The following is a 15,074-nucleotide window of genomic DNA, read 5'->3' as shown; positions in this document are numbered from 1 at the left end:
GACCCGTACGACCAGATCTCGCGCGTCTCCGGGCAGTGGACGATGTACTTGTCTGCGTTGCAGGGCCACGGCACGTCGGCCTGCCCCGGTTGCAGCGGCATGCCCACGCTATGCATGCACGGCACCACCCGCCGGGTGTCGCGATCGATCTCGGCCAGCACCGGCGATCCGATGCGCGCCATGATGCGCATGCTGGCCACGACGTACGGCGAGTCGGTGAGCTGCACACCGATCTGCGCCATCGGCGAGCCCACCTCGCCCATGCTGTAGGCCAACACGTACATCGTGCGGCCCGTCATGCAGCCCTTGAACAGGCCGCGCAGGGTCTTGCGCATCTCGAACGGGTTGACCCAGTTGTTGGTGGGCCCGGCCGCGTCCTTCGACAGGGAGCACACGAACGTCCGTTGCTCGACGCGCGCCACGTCCGACGCATCCGACCGCGCGTAATAGCAGTTGGGCCAGCGCTGCTCGTCGAGTTTCGTGAGCGTGCCCGTCTCCACCATGCCGGCGCAGAGCGCGTCGTACTCGGCCTGCGAGCCGTCCACCCAGTGGACGGCGGCCGGCGTGGTGAGCTGGCGCATCTTCTCCACCCACCGGAGCAGGTGCGGGTTGCTGGCGAGCGGGACGGACGGGTCCCTGTCGAGGGTCACAGTCGTCATGGCGCCGATCCTATCCAATCCGCACCGGCGCGCGAAGGACCTGGCCGAGCGGGTGGGGCGCAGGCGCGGCTACGGCAACGTGACGTCGAGCGTGATCGCGTTGGCGAGTCTCACGAGTTCGTCCTGCGCCTGACCTCGCTGCACCTGGAGCGTTTCGATCTCGCGGCGCAGCGTCTGGAGGCGGTCCTCCTGCGAGGCGAGCTGCGAGGCGTAGCGGGCCACGAGCTGCCGCTCCTCGGCGCTGGTCTTCAGGGCCGTCAGGTTCTCGCGGACGCGGGCCTGATCCTTCTCGATACGCTCAATTTCTGAGGCTTTGTCTCGCAAGGCACTTTGCAGGCGCGCAACCTCCGCGTTCTGCGCCATCACGGCTCGCAGCTGCGGCTCGGCGGTGGCGTCGACACCGCGGCCGGTGAGGACCAGCGTCACCTGCTCGGACGTGAGCGTGGTGACCGCGACGCGCGACTCCACGTCGCGCACTTCGTCCACTTTCAGATCCTCCGACGCATGCGGTGCGACGACGAGGCGGAAGCGGTGAGCGGCGGCGGCGGTCTCTGCCGGAGCGGGTGCGCCCGGTGCGAGGGCCCACCCGTCGCGCCTGGCGTGCTCGATCACGAACGTGCGCGGCTCCGCGTCCTCGTTGCGCACCGTGTACGTGCTGCTCGCGCGTTCCTGCACGACCTGGATGAACGCCCCGCGAGTGATCCGGATCCGGCTGACACGGCGCGGTCCGCCATCGCGAGACACGGTCACGCGGCCGGCCATGTCGGCGGCATAGGAAATCAATCGCTTCTCTTTCGGCTGCACGGGATCGAGCAGGCCCTCGCCGGCGAACGCCCCGCCTTCGACGAGCGACAGGCTCCCGCCGTCGAGCGTCAGCCCCGTGTCGTTGGTGAGCCACACCGCGCGCAGCGGATGCGGCGATCGCGACGCGGCGCTCCAGAGCGAGACGCGCTCGACGCTGACGTCGGCCTGCACGATCGGCACGAGCGCCGACTGGTTGCGCCTGATGGTGATCGGCTGCGTGAGCGTGTACTGGAAGAGGTCGCCGAGTGCGGCACCTTGCGCCTCGACCGGTGCGGACGACATCCGGTCGAGCACGGCTTCCTCGCTGGGAGTGGCCCGGAACTGCGCGGCAGGGGCGGGTGGCGGCGCGGGCAGTCCGCCGGCAACGCCACCCAGCGCGCCACCAGGGACTCTTCCCTCGCCTCCTCCGCTGACTCCCGCCATCCCGGATGTCTTCATCGTCGCGTCGTGCGTTTGTGGCGTGAGGAGTGCCGTGTTCGGCAGCGGCACCACGGGACGTCGTGTGTAGAGCGGCTGCGAGATCTGCTGGATGAACGACTGCGGCGCGCCCGCCACGAGCGAGAGCTGCACGTCGGTCCAGTCTTCGCCGAGCGTGTTGTCGACGATGGCCCAGCCCTGGAGGAATGGCGCGCGCGATCCCGTCGACGGCAGGACGAGGCGATACGTCGATTTCCAGACGGGGACTTCGCTCACGTAGCTCACGAACAGGTCGCGCGTACCGCTCCCCGTCGTTGCGATGCGCAACTGGCGCACGTCCTGCGCGCGCGTGGAGCCGACGAGATCGAGATACTGCGAAAGCTCGCCACGCAGCGACGACTCGGCCAGGCGGATGCCCACCGATGGCGTCACGACGACGGTGCGCACGATGCCGCCGTCAGTGACCAGCGTGAGGTCGGTGATGCGCTCGGTGACGTCGCCGGCCTGCCTGTCGCGCTCCTGCACACTGAGGACGCGGCCGGTGATGGCGGCGCCCGCACCCTGCACCTCGACGCGCGAGCCTCGCAGCGCCTGGAGCAGTTGCGGCAGCGACGTGTCGGTCCCGAGCGGCAGGCCCAGCGTGCGCAGACGCTGCTCGAGGGGTGCCACCGAGTTGAACGTGATCCCCGTCACACGCCCGTCGCCCAGATCCACGGTCGTCAGCGACTTGAGCACATCGTCCAGTTGGCCGCTGGTGAGATCGACGGTGACGGTGTCGCTGCCGCTGATGCGGCCGACATGCTCGAAGTACCCGACGCCGCTCTTGTAGAGCACGACGCGCTTCACGGGAAGCCGCGCGGACGGAGCCGGTTCCTGCGCGAGCAGAGGAATGCCGAGCGCAACCGCGAGCAGGACCGCGAGGCCGGGACGATGGGAATGGGACATATCGCGTTAGTGTGCACGCGAGCCCGATAGGTTCCAAGCCGCGACGCTCGTGTCGGCCGGGCTCGGAGAGCCGGCCTTACCTACTGAGCGCGCCGCCCGGTTGCCGGCGTGCCGATTGCCGGTTGCCGACGCGCTTTATACTTCCGCGCGTGACTCATCCTCATGTGGAGGCGCCCGCTCGCGTGCCGTGGCGTCGGGGAGACGCGCTGATCCTGGCCGGCATGCTTGGTGCGGCCGCGGTGCTGGCGGCTGTCGCGGCCGTCGCGCACGCACCCAAGGTGCAATCGCTCGTCGGACTGCTCGTGCTGCTGGCGATCGCGTTCGCGTGGTCGAGCGACAGGTCGGCCATCGACCGCAAGACCGTGGCGTGGGGCCTCGGCCTGCAGGTGGTCATCGCGCTCGTGGTGCTCCGGACGACGCCCGGTCGAGAGGCGTTCGCGGCGGCCGGACGCGGGATCAACTGGCTGCTCGACTTCGGTGCCGTGGGAGCGGCGTTCGTCTTCGGTCCGCTCGGCGACAAGACGGTCTGGCCGCGCATCATGACGGCGGCGCTCGGCGAGGAAGGTGCGCGCTACTCGGTGCTCTTCGCCTTCCAGGTGCTGCCGACGATCATCTTCATCGCATCGCTCTTCGCGATCCTCTACTACCTGGGCGTGATGCAGTTGGTGGTGCGCGTCTTCGCCGTCGGCATGCGCTGGGTGATGAAGGCGAGCGGCGCCGAGACGCTCAACGTCGCGGCCAGCATCTTCATGGGCCAGACGGAAGCCCCGCTCACCATCAAACCCTATCTCGCGAGGATGACGCAGTCCGAACTGATGACGGTGATGACGTCGGGAATGGCGCACATCTCCGGCGGCATCATGGCGGCCTACGTGCTTTTCGGCATCGAGGCGCAGCATCTCCTGACCGCCGTCATCATGACCGCGCCGGGCACGCTCATGATGGCCAAGATGTTCGTGCCTGAAACGCAGGTGCCCGAGACGATGGGGACGGTGACACTGGAGCACGAGCGCACCGACGTCAACATCATCGACGCCGCGGGACGTGGTACTTCGGAAGGACTCATGCTCGCGCTCAACGTCGGCGCGATGCTCATCTCGTTCCTCGCGCTCATCGCGCTCGTCAACGCGATCCTTGGCCTCGGCGGGCTGAGCCTGCAGCAGATCTTCGGCTGGGTCTTCGCGCCGATCGCCTGGAGCATGGGCGTGCCGTGGCACGACGCGCCAGTCATCGGCAACCTGCTCGGGACGCGCATGGTGCTGAACGAGTTCGTCGCGTATTCGCAACTTGGCGCGCTCAAGGCCACGCTCGATCCTCGGTCGTTCACCATAGCCACGTTCGCCCTGTGCGGCTTTGCCAACTTCGCGTCGATCGGCATGCAGGTCGGCGGCATCGGTGCGCTCGCGCCCTCGCGCCGCAGCGACCTGGCCCGCCTCGGCTTCCGCGCGATGATGGCCGGCACGCTCGCCAATTTCGTCACCGCCACCATCGCCGGCGCGTTGCTGTAGAACAGTCGCGGGCCGGGCTCGGAGAGCCGGCCCTACCCCTCGGCCCGGGAAATTCTGTTTGGAGCTCTCATGTCAGGCGTGAAGCGGCAGCGGCGCAGCGCCGCGTGGTATTCGGGGATCGACAAGAACACCTTCATCCATCGGAGCTGGATGAAGAACCAGGGACACCCCGATCACGTGTTCGACGGACGGCCGATCATCGGCATCTGCAACACGTGGTCCGAGCTCACGCCCTGCAACGCGCACCTGCGCGACCTGGCCGAGCACGTCAAGCACGGCGTCTATGAAGCCGGCGGCTTCCCGCTCGAGTTCCCCGTGATGTCGCTCGGCGAGACGCAGCTCCGCCCGACGGCGATGCTGTTCCGCAACCTCGCCAGCATGGACGTCGAGGAGTCGATCCGCGCCAATCCGATCGACGGCGTGGTGCTGCTCGTCGGCTGCGACAAGACGACGCCCGCGTGCGTGATGGGAGCGGCGAGCGTGGACCTGCCGACCATCGTGCTCTCTGGCGGACCGATGCTGAACGGGAAGTTCCGCGGCCAGGACATCGGGTCAGGCACGCACGTCTGGAAGTTCAGCGAGGAGATGCGCTGCGGCCAGATGTCGCCCGAGGACTTCCGTGAAGCCGAGGCCGGGATGAGTCGCTCGCCGGGGCACTGCATGACGATGGGCACGGCCTCGACAATGGCGTGCCTGGTGGAGGCGCTGGGCATCGCGCTGCCGACCAATGCGGCGATCCCCGCCGTCGACGCGCGGCGCTCGCGACTCGCGCATCTCACGGGCAACCGCATCGTGGCGATGGTCGAGGAGGACCTGCGGCTGTCGACCATCCTCACGCGCAACGCGTTCGAGAACGCCGTGCGTGCGGTGAACGCCGTCGGCGGATCCACCAACGCCGTGATCCACCTTCTCGCGATCGCCGGCCGCGTCGGCATCGACTTCTCGCTCGACGATTGGGATCGCCTCGGCAGGGACGTCTCGTGCCTCGTCGATCTGATGCCGTCGGGCCGCTTCCTGATGGAGGACTTCTACTACGCGGGGGGCCTGCCCACCGTGCTGCGCGAACTCGGCGACCTGATTCACCGCGACGCGATCACGGTGACGGGACGCACGATGGGCGAACTCATTGCCGATGCGCCCTGCTACAACCGCGACGTCATCCGTCCGCGAGAGGAGCCGGTGGTGCCCGACAGCGGCATCGCCGTGCTGAAGGGCAACCTTGCGCCCGACGGCGCGATCATCAAGCCCGCCGCCGCGAGCGCGCACCTGTTGCAGCACACGGGACGTGCCGTCGTGTTCGAGGACATCGACGACCTCTACGCGCGACTCGACGATCCTGAGCTCGACGTCGACGCCGACAGCGTGCTCGTCCTCAAGCTGTGCGGCCCGCGCGGCTATCCGGGCATGCCGGAAGTCGGGAACATGCCCCTGCCGCCGAAGCTGCTGCGGCAGGGTGTGACCGACATGGTGCGCATCTCGGACGCGCGGATGTCGGGCACCGCCTACGGCACCGTGGTGCTGCACGTCGCGCCGGAGGCGGCCATCGGTGGCCCGCTCGCGCTCGTCCGCACCGGCGACCTCATCGAGCTCGACGTGCCGGCGCGCCGGCTGTCGCTGCGCGTCGACGAGGACGAGCTGGCGCGGCGGCGTGCGGAGTGGCGGCCGCCGACACCGAGCGCCACGCGCGGATACGTGAAGCTGTACCTCGAACACGTGACGCAGGCCGACAAGGGCGCGGACATGGACTTCCTCGAGGGTGGCAGCGGGTCCGCCGTGCCCCGCCATTCGCACTGACGTGGCGGACGGGCCCACCATCGACGCGGCGACGCTCCGCGCGCGCCTCGACGCAATCGTGTCGCGTGAGCGTGTGCTGACACGCCCGATCGACCTCGCGGCGTGGGCGTCCGACGCGAGCTTCTACCGCCCGGTGCCGCGAGCCGTCGTGCTCGCCGATGGCATCGACGAGATCGCGGCGCTCTTCCGGCTGTCGCACGACCTGCGCATCCCGATCACGTTCCGCGCGTCTGGCACGAGCCTGTCCGGACAGGCGGTCACAGCGGGACTGCTCGTCGAGGTGAAGCGTCACTGGCGTCGCATCGACGTGCTCGACGAAGGCGCGCGCGTGCGCGTGCAGCCGGGCGTGCTCGGCGGCGAAGCCAACCTCGCCCTGCGGCGGTTCGGCAGGAAGATCGGTCCCGATCCGGCAAGCCTCCAGGCGTGCGCGCTCGGCGGCATCCTCGCCAACAACGCGTCCGGCAAGTGCTGCGGCGTGGCGCAGAACGCGTATCACACGCTCGACTCGATCGTCTTCGTGCTCCCGTCCGGCGTGCGCATCGACACGGCGCTGCCGGATGCCGACGCGCAGTTCAGGCGAGCGGCGCCCGCGCTGGCCGAAGGTGTGCTGGAGCTCAAGGCGGCGATCGAGGCCAACCCCGCGCTCGCCGCGCGGATCCGGACCAAGTACCGGATGAAGAACACCACGGGGTACGGCCTCAACGCGTTCCTCGATCACGCGCGGCCCGTGGACGTCTTCAGCCACCTGCTGATCGGATCCGAGGGGACGCTCGCGTTCATCGCCGAGGCCGTGCTGCACACCGTCCCGGACCTGCCATACAAGTGCACGGCGCTCCTGCTGTTCCGGTCTCTCGACGCGGCGTGTGCCGCCATCACCGTGCTCAAGTCGGCTGGCGCGAAGGCCCTCGAACTGATGGACCGCGCGTCATTGCGGGCTGTGGAACGCCAGCCCGGCGTGCCGCCCGAACTCCTCGACCTGCCTCCCACGGCGGCCGGCCTGCTCGTGGAGTTCCAGGCCGAAACACCTGACGCGCTCGCTGACTATCGCGCGGTGGCCGAGCCGCTCGCCGAACGTCTCGACGGCCTGATGTACCCGGCGGGCTTCACCGACGATCCGCGCCAGATCGGCAAGTTGTGGCGCGTGCGCGACGGGTTGTATCCCTCCGTCGGCTCCGTGCGGCGCAGCGGCACGACGGTGATCATCGAGGACGTCGCGTTCCCGATCGCGTGCCTGGGCGATGCGGTGCGCGACCTGCAGGAGTTGTTCGCGCGGCACGGCTACCCGGAGGGCATCATCTTCGGGCACGCGGGCGACGGGAACCTGCACTTCGTGATCACGCAGTCGTTCAACGATGCGGTGGCCATCGATCAGTACGCGCGCTTCATGGACGATGTCGTCGAACTCGTGGTCGGGAAGTACGACGGTGCGCTCAAGGCCGAGCACGGCACGGGGCGCAACATGGCGCCGTTCGTCGAGGCGGAGTGGGGGGGCGACGCGCTGGCCGTGATGCGCCGGCTCAAGGCGCTGGCCGATCCGGAGGGGCTGCTCAACCCAGGCGTGATCCTGAACGCCGACCCTCGCGCGCACCTCACGGACCTCAAGGCCCTGCCGTCGGTCGAAGACGTCGTGGACACGTGCGTCGAGTGCGGATTCTGCGAACGCGTCTGTCCGTCGCGCGAGCTCACCCTCACGCCCCGCCAGCGCATCGTCGTACGCCGGGAGATGGCGCGGGTCGACGATGAAGGGTCGCGCGACGCGTTGGGGGAGGCGTACGAATACGACGGCATGACGACATGCGCCGCCGACGGCATGTGCGCGACGGCGTGTCCTGTGGGGATCGACACAGGCACGCTCGTGAAGCGCCTGCGCAACAGGCCGCGCGCGATCCCCGTGCCGCATGACACGCCCGCGCAGTCAGGCGGTGCGCTCGCGCGTCACTTCGGGCTGGCGGAGTCGCTCGTGAAGGCGGCGCTGACGGTCGGGCATGGCGTACAGCGCGTGCTCGGCCCGCGCGCGATGCCGGCGCTCACGCGTGTGGCGCGTCGAGTCTGGGGCAGTGACGTACCGCAGTGGACACCGGCGATGCCGCTGCCCGCACCGGCCCTGCCGAGGACACCTCGCGTGGGCGCGGCCGCGGTGTACGTGCCTGCGTGCGTGGGCCGACTGTTCGGCGCGTCGCCGGGCGATGCCGACGCGTTGTCGTTGCAGCGCGCGCTCGTCACGGTGGCGGCGCGCGCGGGCCGTCCGGTATGGATCCCGGACGACGTGCATGGGACGTGTTGCGGGACGGCGTTTTCGTCGAAGGGGCTCGTGGGCGGGCATCGACAGGCGGCCAACGACGCGATCGAACGCTGCTGGACGTGGTCGGAGGAGGGGCGCCTGCCGATCGTGATCGACGCCAATTCCTGCACGCAGGGCCTGCGCGGGTGCCGGCCGGCGCTGACCGAGACCAATCGCGAGCGGTTCGACCGGCTGCGCGTGCTCGACAGCGTCGAGTTCGCGCGTACCGACTTGCTGCCGCACCTCGTGGTCACGGCGCCGGCGGCGTCGGTGGCCGTCCACCCGACGTGCGCGCTCGTGCAGATGGGCGGGGTCGAGGATCTCGTCACGCTTGCCGAGGCGTGCGCGGACCATGTCGTGCTGCCCGACGCCGCGGCGTGCTGCGGGTTTGCCGGCGACCGCGGGTTCATCGTGCCGGAGCTCACCGCGTCTGCCACACGCCACGAAGCGGAAGCCGTCAGGGCCGCCGCGTGTGATGCCCACGTCTCGGCCAACCGCATGTGCGAAGTGGCCCTGACCTCCGCTACAGGCCGCCCGTACCGCTCGATCGTCCACCTCCTCGAACAGACAACCCGGGAATGACAGGTGTAGCCGCCGGATTTCACCCGGCGGACGGCGATCGGGTGGGATACCATCTCGCGATGCAAGAGGTCGAGGGGGGGGCGGCGCCGCGCGCGGGAGCCATGACGGACCAGCAATACGTCGACGCGGGATGCCTGCCGCCGATGGCCGTGCGCGACATGCCCGAGCCGCTGCCACTCTTCAAGATCCTGGGCCCGAGCGTAATCCTCGCGGGCCTTGGCGTGGGCTCCGGCGAGTACATCATCTGGCCGTTCATCACGGCTGCCGTCGGCCCCGCGTTCCTCTGGGCCGCCGTGGCGAGCGTCACGCTCCAGTACTTCATCAACATGGAGATCGAGCGCTACACGCTCGCCACGGGAGAGACGGCGATCGCCGGCTTCGTGCGGCGCTGGCGTCACTGGGGCTGGATCTTCTGCTTCTTCACGCTGCTGCCCAACATGTGGCCGGGCTGGGCGACGACGGGCGTGACCATCCTCACGTTCCTGATGGGCGGCGGCAACGTCGGCTACATCACGGTGGGCGTGATGATCGCGATCGGCGTTGCCCTGACGATGTCGCCTGTCGTGTACCAGACGCTCGAACGCGCGCAGTTCTTCAAGGTGGGGCTCACGCTCGTGTTCCTTGCCGTTGCGATTGTCTCGGCGATCGACGCCTCTGCGTGGGCGGACCTGCCCCAGGCCGTGACGCACATCGGCCAGTTGCCAGACTCGTCGGCCATTCCGATCACGCTGCTCCTGAGTGCGCTCGTGTTCGCGGGAGCGGGCGGCGTGAACAACCTCGCGCAGAGCAACTGGATCCGCGACAAGGGGTTCGGCATGGGCGCCTACATCCCGCGCATCGTCTCGCCGATCACGGGTGAGGACGTGGCCGCGCCCACCACGGGCGTGATGATGCGAACCGACGAGGCGAACCTCGCGCGCTTCCGCGTGTGGTGGCGTCGCGCCAACACCGAGCAGCTGGTGAGCTTCTGGTTCATCTGCATCTTCTCGATCGTGACGTTCTCGTTGCTCGCGCACTCGACCATCCCCGGTCAGCAGATCGCCGAGCAGGCCAATCTCGCGTTCATCAAGGCGGAAGGCGAAGTACTCCAGCGGGTGGTCGCGCCGTGGTTCGGCAAGTTCTTCTGGGTGTTCGGCGCGATGTCGCTGGTGCTCGTGGCCCTGGGCACCGTCGACTACATCGCGCGGATCGTCGCCGACATCCTGCGCACCGTGTATCTGCAGGGCAACGAGGTGTGGAGCGAGAGCCGGCTCTACTTCTATGCGGTGTGGGCGGGCGTGGTGTCGGGGTCGTTCATCCTGCTGAGCGGCATGCAGCAGCCGCTGGTGCTGCTCATGACATCGGCGTGCCTCAACGGCCTCGTGATGGTCGTTTACGGCGTGCTGCTCATCCGGTTGAACCTGCGCGGCCTCCCGGCGCCCCTGCGCATCGGCGGGATTCGCCTCGTGATGCTCGTCATCGCGACCGCGTTCTACGGCTTCTTCGGCGGCTGGCTCATCCTCGCCCAGATACGCGCATTCCTGGGATGAGGAGAGGATGGAGCGAACGGGCCTCAGCCCGTTCGTCGGTCAGGTCGACAACCCATACGGCTCGCGCCGGGGGCGCGACAGCATCGCGTTGGCCTCGTCGTCATTCCGGAATCGTTCCCTTACGGGATCCCAGTGCAGGCGACGGGGCAGCTTCATCGCGATGTGGTGGAGGAGGCACGCGCTGCACGCGCGGTGGGCGACTTCGACGGGCGCGATCGGCAGCTGCCGCGTGCGGATGCACGCCAGCCAGTTGCCGTGGTGGTCGTCGCTGACGTACAGCCGGATGCCATCCTCGCCGATCGTCGACTCCAGGATGCGCGGATCGCTGGCCGCGAGGGCCTGCGTGTCCTTCAGCTTCGCGACGGGGTCGCTGGCCGTGACCGTCTCGCTGCCGCGCGACACGAAGATCCAGCCTTCCGTCCCCTCGAAGCGGATGCCGTTGGGGAAGTCGCCACTGACGGTCATCACCACATCGTCGGCATAGCGTGCGTGCGTCGTGAACGGACCGTGGACGTCCCAGAGCCCGCTCTTCGGAAACTCGGCGGTCCCCCAGATCTCGACGGGGCCCGTGAACTCCGCGCCCATGCCCCAGTGCGCCGTGTCGAGATGATGCGCGCCCCAGCCCGTGATCATGCCCGCGCCGAACTGCTCGCAGCGCAACCACCCCGGACGGTCGTAGCCCGCTTGCGGATGGACGCGCTTCTCCGTGTAGAAGGCGCGCGGCGTCGAGCCGAGCCACATGTCGTAGTTCAGCGTGGCCGGCACCGGCATCTCCGGCTCCACCGGACCCGAGGGATCGCCAGGCAGGCCCACCTTCACCGCCGTCACCCTGCCGATACGGCCGTTGCGCACCAGCTCGCACGCGCGCCGGAACTGCACCTGCGATCGCTGCTGACTGCCGATCTGGAAGACGACGCCCGAGCGATGCACCGCGTCGCTGAGGGCGCGGCCTTCGGCGATGGTCAGTGACGCCGGCTTCTGGAGGTAGATGTCCTTGCCCGCGCGCGCCGCGGCAATCGCGATGGCGGCGTGCCAGTGGTCGGGCGTGCTGATCACCACGGCGTCGATGTCGCGATTCGCGATCAACTCCTGATAGTCGGCATGGCCGGTCACACCCGCATACGGCGCTCCGCCGACCTTCGCGTAGTGCCCATTGACCAGCGTCTTGGCGTCGTTCACGCGCCTGGCATCCACGTCGCAGACGGCGACGATGCGCGCCTGGGCGTGCTTCCAGATGCCTGGCATGTCGTGCGTGCGCGAGATGCGGCCCACGCCGATCGCCCCAACGGTGATCTGGTTGCTCGGCGCCTGCGCGCCACGTACCGACGCGGGGACGATGGTCGGGAAGCCGATGGCGGCCGTCGTCGCGGCGGCGGTCTGCAGGAACGTGCGGCGCGATGCGCCGTGTCGTCGGTGGTTGGTCATGGCTGGTCAACTGAGACGTGGTGCGCGCGCCTTCTCCTGTGCCTCGAGCACGAGCTGCATCGCGAGGAAGCAGTGCGCCTGCGTCATCGCGGTCTCGGTGCGATCGAGGATGTCGCTCACGATCTGCCGTCCGTACGGCAACTCGACCTCGCCGAGTTCGATGTAGCGCGTGCTCTTCTGGTCGGAGAGGAACAGATGGTTGCCGGCGGGGCGGCCAGCGATGTCGACGTTCTTCCGGATCTCGATGAACCCGTCGCTGCCGAGAATCGTGAGGCGGCCGTCGCCCCACGTGGGCAGGCCGTCAGGGGTGAACCAGTCCACGCGGATGTATCCGGAGCCCTTGTCGCTGCGCACCATCATGTCGCCGAAGTCCTCGAACTTCGGGTGCTGCGGCGTATGGACGTTGCCGGCCTGCGAGGCGACGACTTCCGCGCGGGTCGAGCCGGTGAAGAACAGGAACTGGTCGGCCTGGTGCGATGCGATGTCCACGAGGATGCCGCCGTAGCGCGCCGTGTCGAAGAACCACTCGGGACGCGTCTTGAAGCTCGCGCGATGCGGACCGAGCCCGATCGTCTGGAGCACGGTGCCGATTGCGCCGGCCTTCACGAGTTCGCCGGCCCTCACCGTGGCCCTGTTCTCGAGCCGCTCGCTGTAGACGATCGAGTAGATGCGGCGCGTCTCGGCCTGCACGGCACGGACCTCGGCCAGTTGCGCGAGCGACGTGATGCCCGGCTTGTCGGCGATGAAGTCCTTGCCTGCGCGCATCACGCGGATGCCGAGCGGTGCGCGCTCGTCGGGAATCGAGGCGCTCAGCACCACCTTCACCGACGCATCGTCGAGGATCTCGGCTTCGCTGCGCGCGAGGCGCGCCTGCGGGAAGCGCGTCAGGAACGGCTTCACCAGGTCCGTTTCCTTCGCGTAGACCCACGTGAGCTCTCCGCCACCACGCAGGACCGTGTTGGTCATGCTCGTGATGTGCCCGTGGTTGAGCCCGATCACGGCGAACTTCAGGCGCGGCGGGCCCTGCCATTCCTGCTGACGAGGCTCGCGTGTGAGGGGCGCGGCTGTCGCGGCCGATGCGGGCGCTGTCGCCAGGGAAGCGAGCGGCATCGCGGCGGTCGTGGCGGCGGCTGTGCGCAGGAAGGCGCGGCGTGATGCGCCGTGCGGGTTGGCGTCTGTCATGGCTCGTCCTGTGGCAGGGGGCGATGGAGCGCCCATCATAGCGCCGGCCCGGCGATAATCCGCACATGGCCGATCGCGTGTCAGTGCTGTTGTTCGATCTCGGGGGCGTGCTCGTCGATTTCTCCGGCCTCGACGACATTCAGCCGCTGCTGCCCGCGCGCATGGCCCCTGACGCGCTCGCCAGGAAATGGGGGACGTGTCCGCACTCGCTGGCATATGGCGCGGGGGCGATCACGACCGACCAGTTCATCGAGCGGTTCACGCGCGATTGGGGCATCACGCTCGCGCCCGAGGCGTTTCTCGACGCGTGGCAGGACTGGGTTCGGGGCTGGCTGCCAAGCGCACGTGAGCTGCTCGACGATCTGCGCCCACGCTACAGACTCGCCGCGCTGAGCAATTCCAACGCCGCGCACTGGGCACGGCTCGACGCGCTTGGCGTGCTCGACGCTTTCGACATGGCGCTCGGATCGCAGGACGCGGGCCGGCGCAAGCCGGATCCCGCGATCTTCGACGACATGGTGGCGAGGCTCGGCGTGGAGCCCGCATCGGTGCTGTTCTTCGACGACAGCGCCGCCAACGTCGCCGCGGCCCGCACCCGCGGTCTCCACGCCACGCTCGTCGACGGCCCCGATGCGGTCAGGACGGATCTGGTGGACAGGGGACTGCTGTAATGCGGGCATTTCAGATGGAGGCCAGGGGTTTCAACCCCTGGCGCACTGGTGTCAGTCGAGCTTCACGAAGGCGAGCGCGTTGTTGGCGTTCATAGGGATCACCAACTGGTTCGCGCCCTCGTCGTAGCACATGGACGCGGCGCTCGGGATGTTCTCGGCGATGAGGGTGGCCGCCTGACCTGGCCTGATGCGTGACACGCCGCCCTGGGTCACGCTGCTCACGTACTTGGTGCCGTCCTTCATGATCACGATGCCGTCGTTGCCGGGCTGAGCGGCCTGCTCGGTCTCGAGGAGACGGCCGTCGGGCGTGAACGTCTGCACGTCTGGCGTGAGCATGTTGACCACCACGAGATTGCCGTCGCCATCGATGGCGATGCCGTTGGGGCGCTTCAGCGGCGCGCCGGTGATGATGGCGCTGGACGTCCCGTCTGGCCTGATGCGCCACACCTGCCACGTCGCCGCGTCGGTCTCCTGTCCGCCGCCCGTGACCGTGGCGTACACGGTGCCGTCGCCGGCCACTTCGATGTCGTTGAACCACTCGACGGCGGGCACCGGCGTCTCGCCCTTCGGCATCCCCGTCGCCATGTCGAAGCGTCTGATCACGGCCACGCCCTTGACGTCGGGACCCGTACTCCCGTCGCGATCGGCCACGTACAACGTGCCGTTCACGATGTCGCTCCCGAACGGCTCGTTCAGCACGAGCGGGGGCGTGCTGCCGTCGCGCGCGGGGCCGGGGTTCTGCACGCCGATCCAGCGTGGCGTGTGGACCGAACCGTCATGGTTGAGCAGCGAGATCCACGCGTTGTTCGCCTGGATGTGCTGCGGCACGCCGCGGTTGGGCACGACGATGAGCTTCCTGACCGGGTCGTAGGAGCAACTCTCGGCCGAGTAGACGGCACCGTAAACCTTCACGTTGACGGATGCCGGCGCGAAGCGTCCGTCGGCTGCCGGTTCGACGGGAAGGCCCACGGGGTTGCCGACCACGTAGCGTTGAGCAGCCTGCCGGGCCACGAGCGCACCGGTTCCGAGTCCGAGCACCAGCGCCGCGGCACCGGTCATCACGAGCGTGCGAGTCATCAGGTCACCTCTTGTTCTGTTATCGATACGGCCATCGGCTATCGGCCTTCGGCCTTCAGTTCCGAACCAGATCGGTTGCCTGGCAGGGTCGGCTCTCCGAGCCCGACCGTTCCCACGGCCCTCCGGACCCGACCGTCCCTTGCTCTTGCGTCCGACCATTCTGCCCCTGCGCTTGACCCGAGGCGCACACGGGCGTAAGG

General features: G+C 68.7%; 10 protein-coding genes. 5 read left to right on the top strand and 5 right to left on the bottom strand.

Annotated elements, in window-relative coordinates; genetic code table 11:
- Both IT182_13900 and IT182_13895 read right to left on the bottom strand, forming a co-directional pair.
- Nucleotides 1-659 (bottom strand): phosphoenolpyruvate carboxykinase (locus tag IT182_13900; GenBank protein MCC6164439.1); only part of this gene is annotated, 659 nt, incomplete at its 3' end.
- Between the two features lie 69 nt (nt 660-728).
- Nucleotides 729-2,825: a hypothetical protein gene (locus tag IT182_13895; GenBank protein ID MCC6164438.1), complete on the bottom strand. Its 2,097-nt coding sequence runs from the start codon at nt 2,823-2,825 to the stop codon at nt 729-731.
- Between the two features lie 221 nt (nt 2,826-3,046).
- On the opposite strand from IT182_13895, the gene IT182_13890 reads away from it, so the two are divergent.
- The 4 genes from IT182_13890 (at nt 3,047) to IT182_13875 (ending at nt 10,519) form a co-directional block, all read left to right on the top strand.
- Entirely contained in the window at nt 3,047-4,333 is a 1,287-nt protein-coding gene (locus IT182_13890; protein MCC6164437.1) for a NupC/NupG family nucleoside CNT transporter, read from the top strand.
- A gap of 69 nt (nt 4,334-4,402) precedes the next feature.
- Entirely contained in the window at nt 4,403-6,127 is a 1,725-nt protein-coding gene (locus IT182_13885) for a dihydroxy-acid dehydratase (GenBank protein ID MCC6164436.1), read from the top strand.
- A 19-nt stretch (nt 6,128-6,146) separates the two neighbouring features.
- Nucleotides 6,147-8,990, top strand: a complete 2,844-nt coding sequence (locus IT182_13880) for an FAD-binding oxidoreductase (protein MCC6164435.1) — start codon at nt 6,147-6,149, stop codon at nt 8,988-8,990.
- Nucleotides 8,991-9,049: 59 nt separating this feature from the next.
- Nucleotides 9,050-10,519 carry an Nramp family divalent metal transporter gene (locus tag IT182_13875; GenBank protein MCC6164434.1) on the top strand — a complete coding sequence of 490 codons (1,470 nt, stop codon included), beginning with the start codon at nt 9,050-9,052 and terminating at the stop codon, nt 10,517-10,519.
- Nucleotides 10,520-10,558: 39 nt separating this feature from the next.
- Here IT182_13875 and IT182_13870 read toward each other — a convergent pair whose 3' ends face one another.
- The gene (locus IT182_13870; GenBank protein ID MCC6164433.1) at nt 10,559-11,944 is read right to left on the bottom strand and encodes a Gfo/Idh/MocA family oxidoreductase; all 1,386 of its coding nucleotides are present in this window, start codon (nt 11,942-11,944) and stop codon (nt 10,559-10,561) included.
- A 6-nt stretch (nt 11,945-11,950) separates the two neighbouring features.
- Entirely contained in the window at nt 11,951-13,126 is a 1,176-nt protein-coding gene (locus tag IT182_13865; GenBank protein ID MCC6164432.1) for a Gfo/Idh/MocA family oxidoreductase, read from the bottom strand.
- Nucleotides 13,127-13,191: 65 nt separating this feature from the next.
- Here IT182_13865 and IT182_13860 point away from each other — a divergent pair, with 65 nt between their 5' ends.
- On the top strand, nt 13,192-13,797 hold the full coding sequence (locus IT182_13860) for an HAD family phosphatase (GenBank protein MCC6164431.1): 606 nt from the start codon (nt 13,192-13,194) through the stop codon (nt 13,795-13,797).
- Nucleotides 13,798-13,848: 51 nt separating this feature from the next.
- Here the strand turns inward: IT182_13860 and IT182_13855 are convergent, their stop codons facing one another.
- Complete coding sequence (locus IT182_13855) at nt 13,849-14,874, bottom strand: SMP-30/gluconolactonase/LRE family protein (protein MCC6164430.1); 1,026 nt, start codon at nt 14,872-14,874, stop codon at nt 13,849-13,851.
- Nucleotides 14,875-15,074 lie beyond the last annotated feature (200 nt).

The sequence above is a fragment of the Acidobacteriota bacterium genome (assembly GCA_020845575.1).
Lineage (GTDB): Bacteria > Acidobacteriota > Vicinamibacteria > Vicinamibacterales > Vicinamibacteraceae > Luteitalea.
This window is presented reverse-complemented; position numbering and strand designations above follow the sequence as displayed.